The 23,353-nt window shown below is 66.7% G+C and carries 19 protein-coding genes; 7 read left to right on the forward strand and 12 right to left on the reverse strand.

Annotation, left to right across the window (positions count from 1 at the left end):
* Positions 1–19 precede the first annotated feature (19 nt).
* Positions 20–1,996 carry an alpha-glucuronidase gene (locus ACFZBT_RS10065; protein WP_391100780.1) on the forward strand — a complete coding sequence of 659 codons (1,977 nt, stop codon included), beginning with the start codon at positions 20–22 and terminating at the stop codon, positions 1,994–1,996.
* A gap of 25 nt (positions 1,997–2,021) precedes the next feature.
* Here ACFZBT_RS10065 and ACFZBT_RS10070 read toward each other — a convergent pair whose 3' ends face one another.
* From ACFZBT_RS10070 to ACFZBT_RS10090, 5 genes are read right to left on the reverse strand one after another with little or no spacing between them, the layout of a single operon-like run.
* Positions 2,022–4,028 (reverse strand): beta-galactosidase, encoded by a 2,007-nt coding sequence (locus ACFZBT_RS10070; RefSeq protein WP_391100782.1) that lies wholly within the window; start codon positions 4,026–4,028, stop codon positions 2,022–2,024.
* Positions 4,025–4,708: a hypothetical protein gene (locus ACFZBT_RS10075; protein ID WP_391100784.1), complete on the reverse strand. Its 684-nt coding sequence runs from the start codon at positions 4,706–4,708 to the stop codon at positions 4,025–4,027. The genes ACFZBT_RS10070 and ACFZBT_RS10075 overlap by 4 nt, the downstream gene beginning before the upstream one ends.
* 40 nt (positions 4,709–4,748) lie before the next feature.
* Positions 4,749–6,404, reverse strand: a complete 1,656-nt coding sequence (locus tag ACFZBT_RS10080; protein ID WP_391100787.1) for an extracellular solute-binding protein — start codon at positions 6,402–6,404, stop codon at positions 4,749–4,751.
* Between the two features lie 57 nt (positions 6,405–6,461).
* Positions 6,462–7,334, reverse strand: a complete 873-nt coding sequence (locus tag ACFZBT_RS10085) for an ABC transporter permease subunit (protein ID WP_391100790.1) — start codon at positions 7,332–7,334, stop codon at positions 6,462–6,464.
* Entirely contained in the window at positions 7,328–8,320 is a 993-nt protein-coding gene (locus tag ACFZBT_RS10090) for an ABC transporter permease subunit (RefSeq protein ID WP_391100792.1), read from the reverse strand. Before ACFZBT_RS10090 ends, ACFZBT_RS10085 begins: the two co-directional genes overlap by 7 nt.
* Before the next feature lie 233 nt (positions 8,321–8,553).
* Here ACFZBT_RS10090 and ACFZBT_RS10095 point away from each other — a divergent pair, with 233 nt between their 5' ends.
* Complete coding sequence (locus ACFZBT_RS10095) at positions 8,554–9,594, forward strand: acetylxylan esterase (protein ID WP_391100794.1); 1,041 nt, start codon at positions 8,554–8,556, stop codon at positions 9,592–9,594.
* A gap of 2,238 nt (positions 9,595–11,832) precedes the next feature.
* A complete protein-coding gene (locus ACFZBT_RS10100; RefSeq protein ID WP_391100797.1) occupies positions 11,833–12,564 on the forward strand; it encodes a hypothetical protein in 732 nt (243 codons plus the stop codon).
* 217 nt (positions 12,565–12,781) lie between these two features.
* Here the strand turns inward: ACFZBT_RS10100 and ACFZBT_RS10105 are convergent, their stop codons facing one another.
* From ACFZBT_RS10105 to ACFZBT_RS10115, 3 genes are all read right to left on the reverse strand, one after another.
* The gene (locus ACFZBT_RS10105; RefSeq protein WP_391100800.1) at positions 12,782–13,246 is read right to left on the reverse strand and encodes a hypothetical protein; all 465 of its coding nucleotides are present in this window, start codon (positions 13,244–13,246) and stop codon (positions 12,782–12,784) included.
* A gap of 281 nt (positions 13,247–13,527) precedes the next feature.
* The gene (locus tag ACFZBT_RS10110; protein ID WP_391100802.1) at positions 13,528–14,040 is read right to left on the reverse strand and encodes a hypothetical protein; all 513 of its coding nucleotides are present in this window, start codon (positions 14,038–14,040) and stop codon (positions 13,528–13,530) included.
* Between the two features lie 614 nt (positions 14,041–14,654).
* Positions 14,655–15,473, reverse strand: a complete 819-nt coding sequence (locus ACFZBT_RS10115) for a hypothetical protein (RefSeq protein WP_391100805.1) — start codon at positions 15,471–15,473, stop codon at positions 14,655–14,657.
* 373 nt (positions 15,474–15,846) lie between these two features.
* On the opposite strand from ACFZBT_RS10115, the gene ACFZBT_RS10120 reads away from it, so the two are divergent.
* On the forward strand, positions 15,847–16,824 hold the full coding sequence (locus tag ACFZBT_RS10120; RefSeq protein WP_391100807.1) for a hypothetical protein: 978 nt from the start codon (positions 15,847–15,849) through the stop codon (positions 16,822–16,824).
* Positions 16,825–17,576: 752 nt separating this feature from the next.
* On the opposite strand, the gene ACFZBT_RS10125 is transcribed toward ACFZBT_RS10120, so the two are convergent.
* Together ACFZBT_RS10125 and ACFZBT_RS10130 are read right to left on the reverse strand one after the other, a co-directional pair.
* Positions 17,577–18,137: an HD domain-containing protein gene (locus ACFZBT_RS10125; RefSeq protein WP_391101471.1), complete on the reverse strand. Its 561-nt coding sequence runs from the start codon at positions 18,135–18,137 to the stop codon at positions 17,577–17,579.
* A 26-nt stretch (positions 18,138–18,163) separates the two neighbouring features.
* Positions 18,164–19,279, reverse strand: coding sequence for a helix-turn-helix domain-containing protein (locus ACFZBT_RS10130; protein WP_391100810.1), 1,116 nt, complete (start codon positions 19,277–19,279; stop codon positions 18,164–18,166).
* Positions 19,280–19,464: 185 nt separating this feature from the next.
* On the opposite strand from ACFZBT_RS10130, the gene ACFZBT_RS10135 reads away from it, so the two are divergent.
* From ACFZBT_RS10135 to ACFZBT_RS10145, 3 genes are all read left to right on the forward strand, one after another.
* A complete protein-coding gene (locus ACFZBT_RS10135) occupies positions 19,465–20,022 on the forward strand; it encodes a hypothetical protein (protein ID WP_391100813.1) in 558 nt (185 codons plus the stop codon).
* 3 nt (positions 20,023–20,025) lie between these two features.
* Positions 20,026–20,238, forward strand: a complete 213-nt coding sequence (locus ACFZBT_RS10140; RefSeq protein ID WP_391100816.1) for a hypothetical protein — start codon at positions 20,026–20,028, stop codon at positions 20,236–20,238.
* A 563-nt stretch (positions 20,239–20,801) separates the two neighbouring features.
* Positions 20,802–20,945, forward strand: coding sequence for a hypothetical protein (locus ACFZBT_RS10145; protein ID WP_391100818.1), 144 nt, complete (start codon positions 20,802–20,804; stop codon positions 20,943–20,945).
* Positions 20,946–21,278: 333 nt separating this feature from the next.
* Here the strand turns inward: ACFZBT_RS10145 and ACFZBT_RS10150 are convergent, their stop codons facing one another.
* A complete protein-coding gene (locus ACFZBT_RS10150; protein ID WP_391100821.1) occupies positions 21,279–21,530 on the reverse strand; it encodes a hypothetical protein in 252 nt (83 codons plus the stop codon).
* Between the two features lie 271 nt (positions 21,531–21,801).
* Positions 21,802–22,860, reverse strand: coding sequence for a hypothetical protein (locus ACFZBT_RS10155; RefSeq protein ID WP_391100824.1), 1,059 nt, complete (start codon positions 22,858–22,860; stop codon positions 21,802–21,804).
* Positions 22,861–23,353: the final 493 nt, after the last annotated feature.

The following is a 23,353-nucleotide window of genomic DNA, read 5'->3' on the forward strand; positions in this document are numbered from 1 at the left end:
CAATCGAGTTGGGGGTCTCATGCCGCTTCCCGTGCCCGTCCTGCCGGAAGGTGTCGACCCGGCCTGGCTGCCGCCCGCCGCCTTCCGGGCGATCGGCGGCCGGCGAACGCTGATCCGTGGCTCGGGTCCGCTGGTGGAGACGGTGCACGGGGAGGTGGCTCAGGCCGGCCGGAAGTTCGGGGGCCGGGTCGTGCGCGACGCCGGGCCGGAGGGCGGCGCGTACGACCTGGTCCTCGATCTCGGCGTCCATGACCTCGGTGACGAGGACTTCACGGTCGCCCGGGAGAACGGGACGACGACCGTCACCGCCTCCGGCGGGCGAGGGCTGCTCTACGGCCTGTTCCATGTCGTACGGCTCGGGGAGGCGGCGTTCGCCGGAGAGCGGGCGCGGGAGACCCATCGCCCCGCTCTCGCCCTGCGCATGCTCGACCACTGGGACAACGTCGCAGTGCACCCGGTCATGGGCCAGGTGGAACGCGGCTACGCGGGCGGGTCGCTGTTCTGGGAGGACGGGCGGGCGCGCGAGGATCTGGAACGGGTGCGGGCGTACGGCAGGCTGCTGGCGGCGTGCGGGATCAACGCGGTCGCCGTCAACAACGTCAACGTGCACGAGACCGAGGCGCGTCTGCTGACCGACCGGATCGGCGAGGTCGCCGCGATCGCCGATGTGCTGCGGCCCTATGGGGTCCGCACACACCTGTCGGTGTCCTTCGCCGCGCCGGTGGTGCTCGGCGGGCTGTCCACGGCCGATCCGCTGGACGAGGCCGTGCGCGGCTGGTGGGCCGGGGCCACGAGAGCGGTGTACGAGGCGATTCCCGACTTCGGCGGGTACGTGGTGAAGGCCGACTCGGAGGGCCAGCCGGGCCCGTTCGCCTACGGCCGCAGCCACGCCGACGGGGCGAACCTGCTGGCCGCCGCGCTGGAACCGTACGGCGGCACCGTGCACTGGAGGGCGTTCGTCTACGACCACCGCCAGGACTGGCGGGACCGGAGTACGGACCGGGCCCGGGCCGCCTACGACCACTTCGTGCCGCTGGACGGGGCGTTCGCCGACAACGCCGTGCTCCAGGTGAAGCACGGGCCGATCGACTTCCAGGTGCGCGAGCCGGTCTCGCCGCTGATCGGGGCGATGCCCGGCACCCGGCTGGCGGTGGAGCTGCAGGTCACCCAGGAGTACACCGGGCAGCAGCGGCATGTGTGCTGGCTGGGGCCGATGTGGAGCGAGGTGCTGCGGTTCACGGCTGAACAGGGGGCTTCTGTAGGCGAGTTGGCGCGGGGCGGGCTGATCGCCGTGTCCAACGCCGGTGACGACCCGTTCTGGACCGGGCATCCCCTCGCCCAGGCCAACCTCTACACCTTCGGTCGGCTGGCCTGGGGGCCGGACGCCGAGCCGGGCGAGGTGCTCGACGAGTGGATCGGGCTCACCTTCGGGCCGGGGCCGGCGGAAGGGCTGCACGCCGTGCTCGACCGCTCGTGGCGGACGTACGAGAAGTACACCGCTCCGCTCGGCGTGGGCTTCATGGTGCAGCCGGGGCACCACTACGGGCCGAGCGTGGACGGATACGAGTACAGCCCGTGGGGGACCTACCACTTCGCCGACCGGGACGGGATCGGCGTCGACCGCAGCGTGGCGACCGGGACCGGGTACGCCGGGCAGTACGCCAAGCCATGGGCCGAGCTGTACGAGTCGCCGGACACCTGCCCCGACGAGCTGCTGCTGTTCTTCCACCACGTGTCGTACGGGCACACCCTGCACAGCGGCAAGACGGTGATCCAGCACATCTACGACACGCGCTTCGAGGGCGTGGCGGAGGTCGAGGAGGCCCGGGAGGTGTGGGCCTCGCTGGCCGGGCTGGTGGATCCGGTGCGCCACGCGCGGGTGGCGGAGCGGTACGAGGAGCAGCTCCGCAGTGCCCGCGAGTGGTGCGACCAGGTCAACAGCTACTTCTTCCGCAAGTCCGGGGTGTTGGACGAGCGGGGGCGGCGGATCTACTGAAGAGCGAAGTCACCGGCGGGCGAACTCACTGAAGGATCGCCACGCCCAAGGGGTCGAGGACCAGGGGTTCGCCCTGGTCCACGCGCTTGCCGGTGAGCAGGTCGGTGGCGGTGGCGTGGGCGGTGAGGTGGGCGGGTTCGGGGGCGTGGTTGAGGAGGAAGAGCAGGCGGGTGCCGTCGGGGGTGACACGGGTGGCCGTCTCGACCTCCGGGTGGCCGGCGTAGGGGCCGAGCAGGTCGTGGCGGGTCAGGATCCGGCGGACGACGGCGTCGACGCCCGGCTGGTCGAGGGCGGTGGCGACGTACCAGCCCTCGCCGTCGCCGTAGCGGTTGCGGGTGACCGCGGGGGTGCCCGCGTAGAAGTCGGTGCCGTAGGTGGCGACCGGTTCGGCGCCGCGTGGGAGCACGATCTCGAAGACGAGTCGCGCCTCTGCCCCCAGCTCCGGGACGGTCTGGGTGAACTCCGTCGCTCGGGCGTCCCATTCGTCGACGCGGACGCCCATGAGGGGAGCGAGCGGGCCGGGGACGTCGGTGAGGAAGGCGCGGTCGTGTTCGTCGACGCGGCCGGAGAGGAAGGTGGCCAGGACCGTGCCGCCGCGTGCCGCCACGGCTTCGAGGCGGGTGGCGAGGTCGCCCTTGATCATGTACAGCGCGGGCGCGAGCACTACGTCGTAGGGCGTGAGGTCGGCGGTCTGCGGGATGACGTCGACGTCGGCGCCGGCCTCGCGGGCGGCCCGGTAGTAGGCGTGGACCACGTCCGGGTACTTGACCAGCCGGGACGGGCCGTCGGAGATCTCCAGGGCCCACCAGCTGTCCCAGTCGAAGAGGAGGGCGGTGCGGGCGGGGGTGCGGGCGCCGAGGGTCCGGTCGCCCAGGATCTCCAGCTCTCGTCCCACCTCGGCGACTTCGCGGAAGACGCGGGTGTCGTCGCGGCCCGCGTGGCCGATGACCGCCCCGTGATACTTCTCGCAGGCACCCCGTGAGGCGCGCATCTGGAAGTAGAGGGCGGCGTCGGCGCCGTGGGCTATGGCCTGGAAGGTGACGACGCGGAGTTCGCCGGGGCGCCGGAGCGGGTTGACGTCACGGCAGGCGGTGGTGGACGGCGTCTGCTCCATCAGCCAGAAGGGGGCACCGTCCTTCAGGCCGCGCATCAGGTCGTGGGCGAGGGCGGGCCGGGTCGGCGGTGCGTCCAGGGGCGGGTAGCTGTCCCAGGAGGCGAAGTCGAGGTATGGCGCCCAGCGGTGGTAGTCGAGGGGGCGAAAGGTGCCCATGAAGTTGGTGGTGACGGGCGTGTCGGGGTCGTGGGCGCGGATCACCTCCTTCTCGGCGAGGAAGCATCCGAGGAGGGCGTCGGTGGTGAAGCGGAAGTAGTCGAGGGTGATGCCCTGGAAGGCGGTGTGGTCGGGGCCGCGCCAGTGCTCGGTGAGGGCGTTGGGCGGCTCGATCTGGTCCCAGTCGGTGTAGCGGTGTGACCAGAAGGTGGTCCACCAGGCGTCGTTGAGGGCGTCGAGGGTGACGTGCCGGTCCCGGAGCCACTCCCGGAACGCCTCGGCGCACACGTCGCAGTAACAGGCGCCGCCGTACTCGTTGTTGATGTGCCAGGCGAGCAGGGCCGGGTGGTGCGCGTACCGTTCGGCGAGGCGGGAGGCCACCGCGGTGGAGTGCTCGCGGTACGCCGGTGAGCTGGGGCAGAAGTTGTGGCGCTGGCCGTAGCGGTGGCGGCGGCCCTCGAAGTCCGTGCGGTTGACCTCGGGGTGCCGCTTGGCGAGCCAGGGCGGGAGGGCGGCGGTGCCGGTGGCCAGGCAGATCCGGCGGCCCTCGGCGGCGGCCCGGTCCAGGACGCCGTCCAGGACCGTGAAGTCGTAGCTGTCCGGGGCCGGTTGGGTGAGGGACCAGGTGAAGACGCCGACGGTGAGGGTGTCGATGCCGGCCCGGGTGAACAGGCGGTGGTCGTCGTCCCGGACGTCCTCGGGCCACTGCTCGGGGTTGTAGTCGCCGCCGTACGGGACCTTCGGGGTGCGGGGCGCGCTCATGCCGTGAACTCCTCCTGGGTCTCGGTGATCACCGTGCGGCTGCCGTGCAGCAGGGACAGCAGCAGCGGGGCGGCCAGCAGGGCGGGCAGGGCCTCGGTCAGCAGGGCGGTCAGCGCGGCGGTCAGGATCAGCAGGGAGGAGGCGGCGAGGGTGGCGCGGCCGTGCCGGAACAGGAAGTACCCGGCGAGGCGGGCGGTGTCCCGGGCGCGGAAGGCGAACAGCGAGGTGAGGACGAGGGCGTGCGCGCCCCAGAGGAGGGCGCCCGCTCCGATCGCCGCGAGCAGCAGCGCCCACCAGCCGGGCAGGCCGGTGGCGGAGAAGTGAGTGAGGGTGAAGGTGATGACCGTCAGCCAGGCCAGCAGGGGCGTCCACAGCTTCAGGGCCGGTACGGCGTTGAGCCGCCAGCCGCGCAGGAAGGCGCGGGCCGGACGCAGTGCGGTGAGGTCGCGGCTGCGGTGGTGGAGGGCGTAGAGCGCGGCGGACAGGGCCGGGCCGAGGGGCAGCAGGCACAGGGCCGCGAGCGGCAGGTTGGCCGGGTCGGGGCCGAGCAGGAGCAGTCCTGCCAGGCCCGGGGACGCGGTGAGGAGCAGCAGCGCCTCGACGGTCAGGACGGTGTGGATCAGGGCGGAAGTGCGGGAGAGGGCGCCGGTACCGAAGTCGGAGGCGCTGACGGTGCTCATGTCGTCACCTCCCGGCCGAGCACATCGGGGACGCGGAGGATCACCCGTTCTCCTTCTTGAACCGCTCGTACGCCTTGTTGTGCAGGTCGACGAGCTGCTGCATGTTCTTCGACTTCAGCTCGGCGAGGTAGGCGTCCCACTGGGACATCGGGCGCTTGCCGAGGACGAACTGGAGGGTGTTCTGGATGACGGTGTCCTTGAGCGGGGTGTCCCAGAGGGTCGCCTGTTCCTGCTCGAAGGACTGGAGCGGGTGGGCCGGGTCGATGGGCAGTTGCTCGCGCTGCGCCATGGCGTCCTGGAACTTCTTCTCGTCCGGGCTGAACGAGGAGGAGACCAGGGCCCAGCTGCCGCCGTAGGTGAAGACGCCGTTGAAGAAGCCGTAGTCCTTCTGGAGGTCTTTCGGGGCGTCCGGGTCGGAGCCCATGAGGGAGATGCCCGGCTTCAGCTCGTAGCCGCCGCCGGAGCCGGTGTAGGTGACGCCCTCGACGCCCCACTTGCAGAACTTCTGGCCCTCGTCCGAGTACCAGAGCCAGTCGAGGAACTGCATCATCGCGACGAAGCTGTCGCTCCCCCGGGCCTTGCTGGAGACCATCACGCCGTTCTCCAGACGGCTGCCGCCCAGCACCACGGGACCGGCGGGTCCGAGGGGCACCGGGACCATCTCGATCTTCGCGCCCTTGACCTGCTTCTCCAGGTTGTAGCGGTAGTTCTGCACCAGCTCCTGGGGGTTGGCGCTCATCGCGTAGGTCTTCTCGGCGAGGAGCTTCTGCACGGCCTGGTCGTCGGTCTGGCTGAAGCTCTCGGGGTCCATGAGCTTCTCGGCGACGAGTCTGCGCAGGTACTCGATCATCTGGCGGTAGCTGTCCTGGGCGCCGGTGAAGACGTACTTCCGCGCCTTGTGGTCGAAGCTGATGTTGTCGTACGTCCAGCCGGCTCTGACACCGAAGGCCTGGCCGAGATAGCTGAACAGGGCGCCGCAGGGGAACGGGGTGTTGGTGCTCCAGCGGTCGGAGAAGGGGTACTTGCCGGGGTACTCCTCCTTGAGCGCCTTGAGGACGTCGTACACCTCGTCCCAGCTGGTGGGCAGGGTCAGCCCGTGCTTGTCGAGGACGTCCGTGCGGAAGGACAGCGAGTAGCCGGACTTGGCCTTCTCGTGCAGGCCGGGCAGCAGGTAGTACTTGCCGTCGGACTGGCGGATGGAGTCGAGTTCCGGCTCCAGCTTCCACTTGCGTACCTTGTCGCGGAAGTTGGGCATCAGATCGACGTACTCGCTGACCGCGAGGATCGCACCCGAGGAGACGAAGGCGACCTCCGATGGGTGGTAGGTCTTGGGTATGAGGAACGGGGCGTCCCCGGCCCCGATGAGGACACTGCGCTTCTTCTCGTAGTCGGCCAGCGGGACGTCGACCGGCTTGAGGGTGACTCCGGTGCGCTTGGTGAGTTCCTTCCAGAACAGCCAGCCGTCCTTCATCGGGTAGACCGGGTTGTTGTTGTGCAGCATCGAGAAGGACAGCGGCTTGGCCGCCTTGAACTGCTGGCCGGCCCGGTAGTTCTTCATGGCGCCGTGTCGCTTCTTGGAGAGGTCCTTGGAGTCGCCCCCGTCCTCGCCGCTGCCGCAGCCGGTGACCGTGGCGAGCCCGATGAAGCCGGCGGCCGCGAGGATCTGGCGCCGCGAGAGCTGTCCTGCGTTCTGCACGGAGACTCCTTTGTTCCGTAAGCGAGTTGAGGAGGCGGAGCTGAGGAGGCGGCGGCGTCAGCCCTTGACCGCGCCGAGCATCACGCCCGAGACGAAGTAGCGCTGGACGAAGGGGTACACGCAGAGGATCGGCAGGGCGGTGAGGACGATGGTCACCGACTGGATGTTCGCGCCGACCTGGCTGAGCTGCTCGGTGCCCGCGCCCGCGTTGCCGCCGCCCGTGGCGCCCTGGATGAGGTTGCGGAGGTAGACGGTGACCGGCATCAGATCGGTCCGGTCCATATAGAGGAACGCGCTGAACCAGGAGTTCCAGAAGGACACCGAGTAGAAGAGCACCATCGTCGCCACGACCGCCTTGGACAGCGGCAGGACGATCCTGAGGAGGGTGCCGTAGGTGCTCAGGCCGTCGATCTGCGCGGCCTCCTCCAGCTCGGTCGGCAGATTCTCGAAGAAGGCCTTCATGACCAGGAGGTTGAAGACGCTGATCGCGTTCGGCAGGGCGATCGCCCAGACGCTGTTCTTCAGGCCGAGGCTGGTGACCAGGATGTAGTTGGGGATCAGACCGCCGGTGAAGAACATGGTGAACACGGCGACGCCGACGAGCACGCCGCGCCCCTTGAGGTTCTTCTTCGACAGCACATAGGCGTAACACGTCGTCAGCACCATGGCCACGGCCGTCGCGACGACCGTGTACAGCACGGTGTTGCCGTAGTTCCGCCAGAACATCTCGTCCTGGAACACGATCTTGTACGTGGTGAGGTTGAACCCCTTGGGCAGCAGGGTCACCTCACCGGCCCGGATCTGCCGCTCCCCGCTGAAGGACCGCGCGAGGATATTGACGAACGGGTAGAGCGTCACCAGCACGACCAGGGTGAGGACCACCCCGTTGACGCCCTGGAAGACCCGGTAGGAACGACTCGGCTTCACCACAGGCTCGTCCCCACTGTGCGACGCGAGAGCTGGTTGGCGGAGGTGATGAGGACGAGGCCGATGATCGCCTCGAAGAGTCCGATGGCGGCGGCGTAGCTGAAGCTGTTGGACTCCACACCGGCCCGGTAGACATACGTCGAGATCACGTCGGCGGTCGGATACGTCAGCGGGTTGTACAGCAGCAGCACCTTCTCGAAGCCGACCACCATGAACGTGCCGATGTTGAGGATCAGCAGCGTGACCATGGTGGGCCGGATGCCGGGCAGGGTGACGTGCCAGATCTGCTGCCAGCGGTTGGCACCGTCGATGCGCGCCGCCTCGTACAGGTCCTCGTCGATCGTGGTGAGCGCGGCGAGGTAGAGGATCGTGCCCCAGCCCGCGGTCTGCCAGATCTCCGAGCCGACGTAGATGGTGCGGAACCACTCGGGTTCCTGGATGAAGCGGATCGGTTCGTGGCCGAACCAGCCGAGGGCGTGGTTGACGGGGCCGTCGCTGGCCAGCATCTGCATGGTGATGCCCGCGACGATCACGATCGACAGGAAGTGCGGCAGGTACGACACCGACTGCACGAACCGCTTCAGGGAGCGCCGGCGCACCTCGTTGAGCAGCAGCGCCAGCACGATCGGGACGGGGAAGCAGAACAGCAGGGTGAGCCCGCCGATCCACAGCGTGTTCCGGAACACCTGCCAGAAGGTGGGGTCGCTGAGGAACATCTCCACATAGCGCAGCCCCACCCAGTCCTCGCCGAAGATCGACCCTCCGGGCTCGAAGCGGCGGAAGGCGATCACATTGCCGATCATCGGCAGATAGCGGAAGACCAGGAAGAACAGCAGCGGCAGGATCGCCAGCGAGTACAACTGCCAGTCGCGGCGCAGCGCCCGCCGCCAGCCGGTGCGTGCGGAAACCCGTGTGCCGCGGCGGGGTGCGGCCCGTGCCGGAGGCGGGTCCTGGGTGCCCGGCGGGGCCGATGTGGTGGACGTGCTCATTGCTCGGGCCTCCCGTGGGCAAGGGACGGCGGAACCGAAACTTTCGAGCTCTTACCGGTAACTTCGCGGCAACCTAAGGGCAGCAGAAAGCGCTGTCAATGGGTGCTGCGGCAGTCAGGTGGGGCGTCCGTGGCGCGTTGGAAGTCCGTCGAACCTGGGTAGACCCCGAAGGTCTGCCGCCCGTCGTCCGTCGCAAGTTTCTGGATGACCACCGACTCCTGCGAGGTGCCGCCGTGCCCGCGTTCGACCTGCCCCTGACGGAACTGGAGCGCCATCGCCCGGACTTGGAGGAGCCCGCCGACTTCGACGCGTTCTGGCTGAGCACGCTGAAGGAGGCCGGGCAGGCGGATCCGCTGGTGTCGGTGCGGCCGGTGGAGACGGGGCTGCGGCTGACCCGGACCTGGGACGTGACGTTCCGGGGTTTCGCGGGCGACCCGGTGCGGGCGTGGTTCAGCCGTCCCGCCGGGGTCGGGGAACCCCTGCCCGCCGTGGTCGAGTTCGCCGGGTACGGGCGCGGGCGCGGGCTGCCGCACGAGCGTCTGACGTGGGTGAACGCCGGGTACGCACATCTGCTCATGGACAACCGCGGCCAGGGCGACCAGTACGGCTGCGGTGGCGACACCCCGGATCCACACGCCGGTGCGCCGGGCGGGCCCGGGCCTGCCGTGCGCGGGCTCCTCAAGCCCGAGGACTACCACTACCGGCGCCTGATCACCGACGCGGTGCGGGCGGTCTCGGCGGTACGGGCGCTGCCCGGCGTGGACGCCGGGCGGACCGTCGCGACCGGCAACAGTCAGGGGGGCGGGGTGGCGTTGGCCGTCGCGGGGCTCGTCCCCGATCTGGCGGCGCTGCTGGTCACGGCTCCCCTGCTGTGCGGGATCCGGCGGGCGCTGGACCTCACGGACGCGGGGCCGTACGGGGAGATCGCCGCGTATCTGTCCGTCCATCGGGGCGCGGAGCGAGAGGCGTACCGCACGCTGTCGTACGTGGAGGGCATCTCCTTCGCCCGCCGGGCCTCGGCCGCCGCCCACTTCGGCGTGGGGCTGCGGGACAGGGTGTGTCCGCCGAGCGGTGCGTACGGGGCGTTCAATGTTTATGGGGAGTTGGCGGGGTCGGGGTCGGGACCGGTGAAGGAGATCCATTCCTATCCGTTCAACGGGCACGAGGGTGGGGACGCGGTGCAGGTGCGGCGCCAGCTGGGGTGGTTGGCGGGGGTGGTTGGGGGTGGTGCGTCGTGGGGTGTGATGCCGGTTCGGAGGCACCTTGAGACTTGACCGATGCAGCAGGTAGAGACCTCGCGCACGGTGGCTGAGTCAGCCCGGCCCCCGGTCCACGAACAACCATCCGAGCACGGCCCGGTCTGGGGGTGCGGGTGCTGCTGCCCTCACGGGGCCTACCTGCTACCTGTCAACGGATGGGGCCACGGGCCAAGACCCGTGCGCTTGTCAAGGCCCCCGGGCTTCTCCAGGCAGCCGTCCACTACTGGCGTGTCGGTACGGCCCCAAGCGCTGGACGCGCCAAGCCAGGAGGCCTCGGCGCGCACACGCTGATGCCCGGACAGCGCCTTGGGCTCCTGGGGGTAAGGCAGAGGACGGCTGTCGCCGACACCCGCCTTAGGAGTTCGATCCCGTGCCCGTTCCGGCTACGGCCGTCGACTGGTGCGACGGTCGGACGAAGTGGCTGAGGTATGCCCCTGTCCCGTGTTGTTGATGTCAGCCGTGGATGTCAGAAGCGTCCTATTCCATAGATCCACGTGGATCGGTCGGGGACATACCGGTCGCGCGATGGCACCAGAAGGACGGTGCCGGACGTGAACGGTTGCCGGAGTTTCGGTTCTTGGCTGCTGTACAGATGTCGCTACCTGTTGGGCTCCGTGTGAGGCATGATCCAGGGCAACTACGGCTGAGGAGACTTCGGTGTGGGCAATGCGTACGAGGTTTGCTGTGCAGGGACTGCAATGCCCGCAGCCTGGCGTGGTACGAAAACCTCACGGCCGACATGCAATCGTGGGATCACATCAATGCCTACCTGGCTGATCCTCCAGCGCGCAGACCGGAGGCGGCAGTGCTGTTCCATGGTGATCTTCAGGGCGTACGCTCACGTGATGGCGCCTTTGCCGGGTGGCGCTCCAGCCGGCCCCTTTACAGGGGGCCCGACGCCCACTAGCGCAAGTCGCGACGGCGGAGCGTGGTGGCGAGGCATGGGCCATGACCTCGCCGTCCCGAACTATCGTCCGGAGAGTCATTGAGGTCTTACGGGCTAGTCAGTTAGCCATCGACGGTTGTTGGCGGTCGGCTGCTGTATATATCAACGGTTCCGGAGGCCGCTCGGGTCTCATACGATGCGGCTGGTCAGGAGTACTGCAGATGCCCGGGCGGCTGCGTCCGTCCACAGATAGTCCACGGTGCCTGCCCGCCGCCTTGAGGAGTTTGACCACGAAGGCTTCGATAACGGAAGCCCGTGAGGCAAGGTCATCGTGCGCTGATTGTGGCTGTTCCTTGTGCCCAGTAGTTGATGTCAGCTCTGGATGCCAAGCCGCGGTAGCCGGTGGCGCGTTCGTCCGGCTGGCCACAGTGAGCCTTGTTGGCCGCTGGTCGCCGGCCGCGTCCTGCCACCACTTATGTGCTGCACTGACCTCGTTGCCGCAGTCATCCGAAAGATTGGTCCTGGTGGTCGCCTCGCGTCGGGTCGCCTACCATTGGCGTCCACTCCGGGGAGGGATATGGGCTTAAGACCGCGGAAGACATACCTAGCAGCCTGCTGCGTGCTGTGCGCCTTTTTGGCCGCTGGCTGCACTCGGTCCACACCAGGCACTCAGGCGCCCTCATCGCCAACGGTTTCGTCCAGCCCCAGCTCCAGTCACTCCACTGCGAGCGAGGGTAGGCGCGGCAGCCGTGAGTCATCCGGGCCAGGTGCGAGCAGTGAGAGTCGTCTGAGCACTGGAGACCCTGAGGTGCCGCCGGTGGCTTCGCCCTCGGCGGAGACGACCGGACACGACGATCCCTACAACCCGAGCGTTGGGCCTACAGATGAACCCACCGACCCGTGCGAAGAAGGATCCGACTGTCCAGAACCGCCCGTCGTAGAGCCCGCGGATACGTGTGCCCCAGGCTCTGACTGCCCGGAGAGCCCAGCCATTAGCGCTTCGGCTACGCTGCATGATCCTTCTGCCAGGATCAGCTCACCCGGCGTGACACCGCCGCCACCTACCTCATAGAGGTACCATGCCGAATCCTGCAGCCTCAGGCCGATCGCCGCTGCCCCGGCCCCGTTTTCGACCGGGGCAGCCAAGTGCTCGCCGACCAACGGCCGTGAACGACCCGTCGATGGCTCCCAGACCCACACCGCGGCCTCGACGCCTACCTCCGCAGGCTGGTTCGAGAGCGCGCCCTGTCCGCCCATCGCGCCGCCCTCCTCTGCCGACAGAGGCGAACACCAACTCGGCCGAATGGATCAACACCGTTGTCGCCGCTGGATCGCTCTTCACAGCCTTGATGTTTTACGCGGGGGCAATGTACAACAACGCTTTCTACTCCTATTTCCGCCTGCAGTCCTTCTCGCTAGGCCTGAGCTTTACCGAGATTGCACTCAAGAGCCTGCAGCTGATCACCATGCCGGTACTTGCCGTAATGACCGTGATGGTGATCGTGCCTTGGCTGCCCCAGGCCTTGGCCTCTCTGGGACTCTCTGAACGGATCACGCGAAGCGCCCAACAGGTGGGCACAGAGATTGCCCGGCGGCACTTACTATTTGTCCTCGCCGGACTCTGTCTCATGGCCTTCTGGCCTTACGTCCAGCCTTTTGGTTGGACCGCCCCCGTCACCGTGGCCTTCGGCTTGCTGATGGGGTTATTCACGCCTGGCGACCAGAAGCCCTGGCAGCGGGGAATGAGCCTCACTATGGCAGCATTGCTGTTGGTGTGGGCGGCCGGTATGGCGGCAGGCCAGCAAGGCAGAGCAGCCGCAGAACGAACAGCCGACCATTTGGTGAGTCGCACTGCCGTGGTGGTCCTCAGCACCGATCGTCTCAGCATGCCGGGATCCCCCGGTCCACTGGTGGAGGATCTTGGAAAGGACCAGCACTACCGGTACCGGTACAGTCAACTGCGCTTGCTCGTCCAGCGCGACCAGCGCTATTACGCCCTACCTCTGGGCTGGCACCACCACACCGGCCCCACATACGTCATCGTCGATGACGACAGCCTGCGTATCGAGCTGTACCCAGGCACACAGGCACCTCGCTGAAGACTGCTCGTAGAACAATTTCGTGCTCTCAGCTTGGGAAGCTGCGGGCATTTGGCGCCTGTCCGGGCTATGACCTGGGGCCGGTTGCCGCCTCCTCAGGCTGGAGCGCTTTCACCATGATTTCCCCCCCCCTGTTCCCCACCTCGTCTGGTGCGCTTGTGGTGCGGCGCACGGCTCTGACGGGCTGACCCTACGTGCGGACGCATCGGCAGGCGCATTAGAGATGCCGCTTGGACGCTCTAACCAGTCGACTGATGTCGTCGCGGGTCTTCACCCTGCGCTGGTCCAGCTCGGTCCTGCTGTCCGTCTTGGGCAGGGTTGTGACGACCGCAAGTGCAGCTTCTGCCGCCTCGCTCAAAGCGTCGTCATCGGTGAGCATCTGCACCCGGAAGAGAGCTTCTTGGGCGTTGGAGCGCAGGTCGTATGCGCGGACTCGCACCATGCTGGGGTCTTCGTGTGGTGGTTGTTCGTGTTCGCAGAACCAGAGATGTACCAGGCAGCGGCGGTAGTTGATGAGTGCGCCGGCGTAGGCGGAGTAAGCATCGAGTCGCTCCTGCCGGAGCCTCTCATGGTGGGTGAACTGATGCCCCTTGTCGGTGGTGCGCTGCTGAAACGCCAGGGTGAGTCCCGAGCCGAGCAGGGTCCCCAGAACGGCTATGAAACTGGCGATGATGGTCTCCACACCCCAAGCTGATCACGTATCGCCGACCGGGCGCAGTACCCGCTCTGCTCTCCCGCCAACACGCTTTCCAACTGTGTTGGTGGGGTGGTGGGCGGAGTGCATGGGCGTTCACCTGGGTTCATGGCTGTCTCGTCACAAGGTGTCGATCGGCTCTGGGCCTCCCCTGAACTGCTGTGAACCAGGCTGAATGAGACGGAAACTGAGACGGAGGAAGGGAGCCAGGTGCTCGGCTCTATCCCAGGTGGACGAGGCAATCGGCGCTCGGTGGTCCTTAGCAGGACTCAGGCTGCGTCCCTCGGGGGAAGCGCGTGCAGCCCCAACTCGCTGTAAACGGTCTCTGGTCGGCGTGACGACACTCGCCACGCGAGGTCTTCGAAGTAGCGCATTGGGATTCGCTGGTGCTCTTGACGCTCCAAGTAGACGTAGGGCGCTAGCAAGGTCCATGCCCGTAGCAGACTCCCGCCGTAGGCGCCGATGATCAGGGATTCATCGACGAGACCGTGTGCTACCAGCTTGCCGAGATCGTTGTAGAACAGGCCTACGCGCTGGATCTTCCGCCTCGCTTCCTCGGGGAGTTGTAGGTAGGCGACAGGTTGCGGGTGCTCCATGGGCAGCCGGTACAGCACGTACTCAATCGCTTCAAGGTAGTCGTCACTCCGCGTGTCCCTGAACCCCTCCAAGATCATCGCCAGGACGGTCGACTTTCGGGATGACGTGAGCTGGCTCCATGCCAACCATGCCGAGGTGACCAGCGCGATTACCGATACCAGCAAGGTCACAACGTTCAGATTCATCGATCTCCCCCACTCTGCCCAACCGGCGGTGACAGCACAGTGCACCGTCCGGCGTTCTGACAGCAGACCCAAACGTCTCATCATGTCGCTCGGTTTGGCCTCGGCGTGTGGAGGCATCCAGAGGCCCCGCGACAATCGGGCCCACTCTGCACAGTTAGGGAGGGCGTGTGCCCCGACATCGGCCCGCGTTGGAGGTAGTTGCAAGTGGAACAATCACGGAACCGTCGACACGAGCCGCTTCACCGTTCGTGGATGACGTCCCGCTGAGCGTGGACATCGCGCCCGGCTTGTCCGTGCTTCGACGGAGTGACTTGGCGAGCTCTCAGCTTGGGAAGCTCGGGTTTCTTGGCGGTTGCTGCTGGGCTGACCTGCGACGGAGTGGTGTTGGAGTACTGGTCCTGCCCAGGCCCGGTTCCCGGTGTTCCCCATGGTTCCCCGCAGGATCTGGCACGCCAATGGCACGGTCCCTTCGCCTCGAACGTCGCTTGGCGGAGCAGGCCCCCCGGGGTGTCTGAGCCTCAGTCGACGACAGTTAGCCACGATGACGGGTCAGCCGATCAACCAGGCGCCCGTGTACCTCCCCGCGCCCCCGCCGATTCACGTTCTGGAATGATTCAGCCGACAATCAAGGTCCATCGCGCGAATTGTCCGGCAGCAAAGTCTTTGAGGTTGACGTATTCACCGTCGGAGCCGACCTCGCCCGATGCGGCAGCGGACGGCTCCGCACCACTGCCTTTGTTGTAGAAGAATAGCCGTTTGCGGTCGACGGTCACGATGTGAGTCCATTGCGAAAACTGCCCGGCAGGAAAGTCCCTGAGGGAAATATACGCACCGTCGGCACCCACCTTTCCCGACGCTGCTGCTCGCGTAAGTGAGTCATAGAAGAACAGTCGACCACCGCCGACGGGTACGACGTGGGTCCACTGTTCGAGCTCTTGCTCTCCGAAGTGCTGGAGGGGGAAGTACTCACCGTCGGCGGAAAGTTTGCCCGATGTGCCAGCTTGGGAGTCCCTGTCGTAGAAGAAGAGTCGCCCTCCCAACAGGCCAACGACGTGGCTGTACTGTTCGAATTGTCCGCCGCTGTAGCTTTGGAGATGTGCATAGCCGCCATCGGCGTTCAACATGCCTGATGCTGCGGCCCGCGATGCAGAATCATAGAAAAAAAGCAGACCTGCCTCGAGGGGTACGATCGCACTCCACTGCCCGAATTGCCCGTTGGGAAAGTCTGCGAGGTGGGTGAAATCGCCACCGTCTTCGACCCTCCCCACCGCGGCCGCTCTCGAATCCGAATTGTAGAAGAAGAGGAGCGCCTCGAGGCGGACGATATGGGTCCACTTCCCGAACGGGCCGAGACCCTTTAGATGGATGTAGTCGCCTTCAGCATTCAATGCCCCTGATGCGGCCACCCCCGAGTCCACATTGTAGAAGAACATGGTGGTTGGCCCTTCATCGTTGACGGCTCTACTTCTGCTCGTCAGGACTGTTCGCTCAAGTCCGTATCAAGGGTCGCACGAATCGGTAGCCGTAGCCACTCAGTGAAATATTGGCCGCCACGGCTGGGGTCTGCGACTGTGCGGTTACTTCTGGCGCAACTCATTTTGTTTTCGGGGTCGTTGACTAGCCGTCATAGTCCGGGTCGCCACCCCGATCGCCCGTCCGACCCTTGTGCCCGCGAGGAATGTAGCGGTCAGGCATTTTAAAAGAAGGAACACGTGTTGGCAATTGGGCATGCTGGACTTACCGTGAGGGATATACCGCGTGTACTGCTTCAATCGCCGTATGGAGTGCCGTAGAAGGGCGCGTACGATGGTCGATATCGATCTTGAGGACCTCGCGAAGCAGGTCCAGGCGGCGCGTGACATAATCGACGACGTGTCGGCGCTCTTGGAAGATGCGGCCCGATCGGTTGTCGTGGAGGTCATCAACGCTACCACTTGTAAGCTTCGATATGTCGGAAGGGATATTTCGCACGGTGCGTTCGAGGTGCTTCCTGCGGCCGTTATCGAACCCTTCTCGTCCAATGTTTTTGGTGCTAGGAGCGCTTCGGGAGGAATTGCAACCGGCACGGAGGGGATCGTTCGATATGCGATGGACGACGTGGGGACCGAGTGTCGCGTCCGCTGGGATAACCCGTTTTCGGGTGGCAACGAGGCGGAAGTGTTCATGGGGGGCCCGAACAGGGAGCTTTACTCCTACAATTCCGCGATCACGGGCGGCAATAAAAAGGTGCCTGCCCGCTTCATAATCGGCGAAAAGGCGCTTCTCAGGGAGCCCGAATCGGCCTGGATCACCTGCGGTAGATGTAAGGCGCTCTATCATGCGCCCGGCGGAAGTCAGGGAGCCTGCCCTCCCACGAAGCATACCGGTCAGACGACCATCACTTTCGATGACGGAACCTGGATTTCGGCCACCGGCGATGTGTGGGATCCGCATCAGCCTTCGGGATGGATCCTTGGAGTTCCGTATGGGCAGTACGCGCTGCACCGCTCGGAGGGATGGCGTAGGTGCCAGCGCTGCAAGATGCTCTACTGGGATGGCGTATTGAACGGCAGTCGAGGGGTTTGCCCGTCTGGGTACATCAACTCCGCTCACCTTCACGTGGCGGAGGGGCATGCCTATCTCCTGCCCTATGACGTAAGAACCGCCCCTGGTCTACAGAATGACTGGCGTTTCTGCGAGAAGTGTTTCGTTCTCTTCTTCGAACCCCATGACGTCGACAACAGTTGCGCCGCCGGGGGGAAGCACCGCGCGACTGCCCACAAATTCCAGGTCAATATCGTCTGAAGCCGCTCATCGCTGGGCGTTCCGGGCCGAAGGTTTCCATCTGGTCGCGGGTAGCCTCGGACAATGCTCTTACCTCGGCTGCCGCTCTGCCATGGAGCCGGCCTAAGGTTGCGACGCGGCCGCATTTTCGGGACGGCCCTCAGCCCACAACCTTCCCTAGCTGCCATCCCGTCCGCCGTCGACCCACACACCGTGGAGCGGGCGTGGTTCCTGGCGTCCAGGTGGAGCGCGCCACTGTACGAACGACCTGGACGCCAGGGGCCGCGTCTGCTCGGCTCTGCCTGGGTCGGCGGTGGACGGGATGGCAGCTCCCGCGCACGCCACTACGGCCCGCGGTCGGCGACGGTACCCCCTCCATCCCGGTGCCGGCCGATCCCCCGCCGGAGGCACTGCCTTGACCACGGGCCGCTCTGTGCAGTGCTCGCCTCATGGCTTCGGCCCTATCCACATGTGGCGCGCGTCGGCGCAGCGCGGGCGGAGCGGGCCGAAGGCAGGAGCGGCGCCCGGAGCGGAGCCGGGAAGCGCGCCCGGCGGAGCGGAGCGCAGCCGGGGCTTGAACCAGTAGAGAAAGTTTGTAACTCAGTCGGTGGCGCGGGGCTTGAAGTCATATGCACACGCTGGGAGTTCGCCGATTCGACGGTGAGCCAGGGGCAGGCAGAGCACTGGTCAAATCGTCCAGGTGGTGCAGGGGACGCGAAGGCCCTCTCACTCCAGAAGGCGAGAGGAACCTTGCGTTGTGTCCGGAGGCGTTGCTATTCCCCCATGGTGCTGCGCAGCCAGTCCAGGGGGTCCATCTGGAGGAGTTGGTCGGCGAGTTCGTTCGCGGTCTTCGTGGTGAGCCGGTTGCGGCTGTTGTCGATCCAGCGCTGGGCGAGTTCGTAGCCCTGGGCCTTGTACTCAATGCCCTGCAGCATGCACTCGAGCTTGTCCGCGTCTCGGGCGCAGACAGCCTCGGGGGACTCCCGGGCCTCGTACTCGCCGATCAGTTCTCGCACGGTGGCGGCGAGGATCTCGGGCATGCCTGTCACCTGGTCGGCCGTAACAGCCTGTGGGTCTGCCTCGCCGGCGTACTTCTTCGACAGGTGGTTGACGTCGCCGGTGCGGGTCTCCTGAGAGTCGTGCCACACCGCGAGGAAGGCGGCACGCGCGGGGTCCGCCCCTTCCAGCTTGGCGATGACGGAGGCGATCAGCGAGGTGCGCCAGGAGTGCTCGGCCACGCTCTCCGGGTCGCGTACTCCAGCCATCCACCAGCCGGTGCGCTTGGACTGCTTGAGCGTTCCCACTTCGTACAGGAACCGCGCGACCTGGGCCATCTCTTCTGCCACGGTTGAGTCCCCTCTCACGCCTCAGCGAGGCGGATCGCGTACCTGACGCTGTCCAGTTCACGGCGAGCGCGAGCAGACAGTTCCCGGCTATCCAACATCACGGGCAGCCGGTCGCTCAGGGCCCGGGCCGCAGCGCCCGATCTCAGAAGGTTCGGCCTGACGGCGAGCAGGGACCAGAGGGAGTGGATGTTCAGCTCGACGTACCCGTGGTGGGGCGTCAGCCCATGGGCCAGGTGCGACAGCAGTTTGTCCCCGGGCCAAGGCCCGGGGGTGTGAGAGGCGATGAAGTCGTCGGACAGCTCCAGGTGTTGGTTCTCGCCGATCCAGTAGGCCCAGTAGTTCAGGTTCGCTGCCTGCCCGCGGTCATCGTCGACCAGGACCGTGTCGATGAAGTGGCACATGCGGTCACGGTCGCCCTGCCGCGTGGCCACCGCCGCCACGGAGCGGGCGTTGAGCCAGTCGATGAGCCGGCCCCTGGGCCGTTCGGTGGCCTGCTGGTGGGCGAGCCACTCGGCGGTGTCGGCCTGGTCGTCGTAGCCGGACAGGTACAGCGCTTGGCGGCGCAACAAGAACCGTTCCTCGCCTCGTGCCTGCTCTGCGGTGTCCCGCATCCGTGCGAAGAATCGGCGCCGGTCGGTGGCCGGTAGTTCTGGAGCCGACGGCACCGGGCCACGGCGGGGCCGTGGAGGCGTGGGCAGATTGCGGACCGGTAGAGGTGGTACCCGCGTGAGCGGCCAGGCGAGGACCTCGACAAGGTCCCGTTGCATGACCCAGGCCCCGATTGCGCTTTCGTCAGCGGGCGTTTCATCGTCCAAGGCGCTCGCCAGGAGAACATCGGCCTCGATCGCCCTCTCGAGGGCCTGCAACAGGGATGGCGAGGTCCCCATCCGCATCAGGCGGCGCCGGTGCACGAGCATCTGCCCCAACGGCACTGCGGTCAGCGGCCTGCGCCCCGACTCCCAGCCTGCGATGGTGTCCGGCGAGACCTTCAACTGCTCGGCGACGTCCTCCTGTGTGTGACCGAGTTGCTCCCGGATGACGCGGAATACGTAGCCGGAGATGACCCCGATCCGTGGCCGTGAAGGCCTACCCCTACTGCCGGTCCGGGTTTCTTCCGGGCTCGACGGCATTACACCTACCTCTCCCCGCGCGGTCCCCGTCCGCACCCGTACCGCCAGTCACTTCAACTGCTGATACGGGTTCTCTACTGTCCAGGTAGTCACTCAACTACTGAGCGTATAGGGAAGGTGTTGCCGTGGACTCCGATTCGCCCGCGAGTACCCATCGAGGGACAGGCCCGTCGGGAGCGCTCGGCGTGCTGCGTCCGGTTGCCCCGGAGCCGAGGGTGCTCGTGCACCCCACCGCGGACCGGAGCTTGGCGACAGCGCACTGGCTGCTGTCGGCGCTGCCGAGCCCAAGCCGCGACCAGGCTTGGCTGGAGTGGCAGGAACACCAGGTGACGATGCTGCCGCTGGGCACCCTCTTCTCCGCCGTGCGGATCCCCGGGCGGCTGGTGGCCGCCCTGACGTCCTGCACCGGGGCCGCCGAGCTGGACGCGTTCATGGGGCAGGCCCTCGGCGGCGGCCCGGTCGTGTGCGATCCACGGCACTTCCGTTACTACGCGCTCGTGCCTGCCGGCATGCCGAAGAGGCGGCAGCGTGCGGCCGACGTCTGGCGCGCGATGGGGGTGGAGCTACTTGGCCTCGGCAGCTACCTCGGGGTACCTCAGGTGGACGCCGTGGAATGCACTCAGGCACGTGCCTCGTACTGGTCGGTGCCGATGGACTCGGCCGCGACGCTGTGTTCTCCGCCCGCCGTCGCCCGACTGATCGCCGCCGGACGGCGCAGCGAGGACCCCGGGATGGAGGAGTGAGCGATGCCGCATGCTTACCCTCACGCGGACTTCCTCCAAGTGTCCCCCAAGCAAGCCGCGTTCGTGCGCTTCGCGGACCACTGCGCCACCTGCCCGACGTGCTGTGCCATGGATGGCGAGGGCGCGAACCTGAACCTCCCCTGCGCGGAGCAGGACCGTCTGCACGAGGAGTACCGGCAGGCGTCCCGCGCCGACGCACGAGGAGGAGACCGGTGAACGGGTCCAAGAGTCCGGTGGAGCGGAGGCTGCCGCTCCCCGAGCCGGAGCCTGTGAGCGGGTGTCCGGAGTGCCAACGGTTTGCCCGCCAACGGGAGACCGCCAGGTCGGCGAGCGACATGTCGCTCGTCTCCGACTGTAATGTCCACATCCGCCGCCACCCTCACAGGCCGCGGGGGACGGGCCGCAGCCGTTAGCCCCCGGGGGTGGCTGGTGCCTGCCGATCACGTCGGCACCGTGGCGCATCTCCACCGCCGGGCTGCTTGACCGGTCTCGTGGGGATGTGGACTTCTTGTGGCATTCGATCATCAATCAGGCCCCCCGTTCGAATGGAACGAGGGGCCCGTGACTCTCTGACCTGCTATGCAAGCTGTGCCCCCGGCAGGATTCGAACCTGCGACACCCGCTTTAGGAGTTCGAGCGCTCCTCGGCACTGCCGGGGGAACCACCCGGCCACGCCAGCCATGCAGGACCGCTTAGGGGTGCTGGGGTCCGGGGTCGTTGATGTCACTTGTGAATGTCAGGGCGCTGTAACCGCACCCGCTCGCTGGCACAATGATCCTGTGGTTGATCTGGAGCGCATCAGAGCAGACAGCGTGGCGTACTTCCGATCTCTTGATGAGGGGGCCACCCTGCGGCACCACTTCCGCCACGCCGATGAGGACTGCCGCTTGTGGTACTTCGAGGCCGTACCCGACCCGCGGTGAGTGGATCGCCATCAAGCAGGCCGAGCTGACTCCGGTTGGTCGACTCCACCGGTACGGCTGGGAGCACTTGGAGGACGAGCACGGCTTCCTGACAGACCAGACGCTCGACCCTGAAGAGGACCCGCTGGAAGCCATCCCGGCCGAAGAGTTCCAGCGCGTCTGGACCAGTGACAGGGGTGGACAACCACTTTAGGAGAGCGGCTGGGTGATCTGCGGACTGAGCTGCGGCTTCGCCGGCTGAGGAACCGAAGGGCTACTCGACCGCAGGGCACCGGTGTTGACCGTGGTCGACCCCTGCATCTGGCACGGTTGCGGGCGTTGTGGTGCGGCGGGTTAAGCACCATGGTCTGGAGTCGGCTCGATGACGTCGGCCCAGACCAGATCGCCCCACGGGTTTCCCTCTACGCCAAGGCGTTCCGCGACGACATCATCGAGGAACTTCGCGTGAGCCACCTCAACCGCTTCGCCCGGCCACCACAGCGAGTCGCACTCGGTGCACAGCGAGAAGGATGTCCCATCGACCCTGAAGCGGTACGGGTGGATCCAGTCCTGCCCGCAGCGCGGACAGACTTGCTTGGTTGGCACGACTGGCACGGTATCCCAGCGGGGGCGCACTCTTTCCAAGTCTTCGTCTGGGGGTTCTGGTGCGTACGTAGGAGTCCTGACCTGCGGTGCAGCCGAGTCGAGCGGGGCTTTTGAACGGTGCTGTACGCCGGTGAGTGCAACCAGAACTGCAACCAAGGAAACGCGGCTGATCGGAGCATTCAAGCTTCGCGCTGAGGGAGTCGTTCGAGTCGCTGGCCAGTCCGCGCCGGACGACTGCTGGAGGCCGGCCCATCAGCTCTGGCGGCCATCGCTACTCGACGTCGGTATCCAGGTCGAGTGCCTCCTCCTCGACCGCGAGGTAGGTGTCCGAGGTCGCTGCCTCCAGGAAGCCCTCCTCGCTGGGGAGCGCGAGACGCGGAGTCAGATCGATGAGGTGCATCCAGGAGCCGCTGTCTCCCATCGTGAAACCTTCACGTACGGAGCGGAGCTGATCGTCTAGCTGTTCCGCTCGAACTCTGCGCGCGTACTCCTGAGCAGCAGCGGCTCTTTCCTCACGCACGCGATCGCTCATCTGCCGTTCGGGCCACTGCGCTACCGCGTTCTCCTGGCGCTGAACCCCACGGGGCAGCTCGTCCATGTACATGGGTCGTTCTTCCCGGACCCGTGCGATGACGCGACGCTCTGCGTAGGCCAGCTCGCGGCACGCGCCGTACAGACGTCGGGACATCCCCAGCATGAGATCCGTGCCCGGAATCCGTCCCGTCAGCATGTCCAGGCCGTGCCGTTGCCTGATGTCCGCGTCCCTGGAATCTGGTGCGACGTGGCGACGCAGCTCGGCTGTGGGCCCGTCGCTCTCCAGCAGTCGGATCGGGGCCCTTCGCGTTGCTGCCGCCTCCTCGGGCCTGCCGACTGCCGTGACGCGCAACCCGTCCCGCGGCAACGACGAAAGTGCCAGATACGTCAGCATGCGCGATCGAGCGAGCTCCAGGAGAGCCTCGTCGTCCTGCTGCAGCCTTTCCTCGTCGGAGGTGTTGCTGGGGTCCCCGGCCGGCGGGTCGCCCTCGACGTCGATCATCATGAACAGGCGCCGCTCCAAGCTGGTCCCGCACAGCACCTTCTGGTGTGCTACGGGGACGAGGGCGCCGACGTCCAGTTGCTGCGCCCCCTTGATCCTGGGCCCCATGCCGAGCCGACGGCTCCCCTTTGCCTCGACCAGCCAAAGCTCGGACGTGGCCGGGTGCGTGCCGAACAGGTCCGGCAGACTGGGCGCCTTGTCCCACCCGGGCGCCGCGCCTTGTGGTATCGCGCTCTCAGCGTGTGTGGTGGGGCCAAGCCCCATCGTCTGGCAGGCCCACTGGGCCATCGTCATGCCCACGTGGTATCCGAAGGCGGTACGAGTCGAGCTCTCCGTTCCGTGGGTGTAGACGACGCTGGGTACGACCTCGCGCCCGGCCCGTACCAGGTAGGCGGAGAGGGGGTACCGGCGTGCCTTGATCTCGTGGCGTGCGAGACGGGGCGTAGCGGTGATCCAGGAGCTGATGTCCCGTCCCACCGCGATCGTGGCATCCAGGAGCGCACGCCACGTCGTGCCGACCAGATACGCGCCGTCCGCAGGTATGCCAGCGCCCTGGGGTAATGGTTGGCGGGCCAAGGCCACCATCACAGGAGTGGGCCGCGGCGCGGGGGCCAGCGGTGAGCTACGGCGGAGGAACACGGGGACGTCGAAGGCGTCGGGCGCGGATAGTGGGGTATCCACGGTCCCCGCCCAGGCAGGCGGCTGCATGCGCTCACTGTGCCACTGGCGCCCTCGGCCGAGGGCGGCGGGGAGGGTGCGACTCCATTGGCCTCCGCACGGTGTGAAC

The organism is Streptomyces sp. NPDC008137 (assembly GCF_042957035.1).
GTDB lineage: Bacteria > Actinomycetota > Actinomycetes > Streptomycetales > Streptomycetaceae > Streptomyces.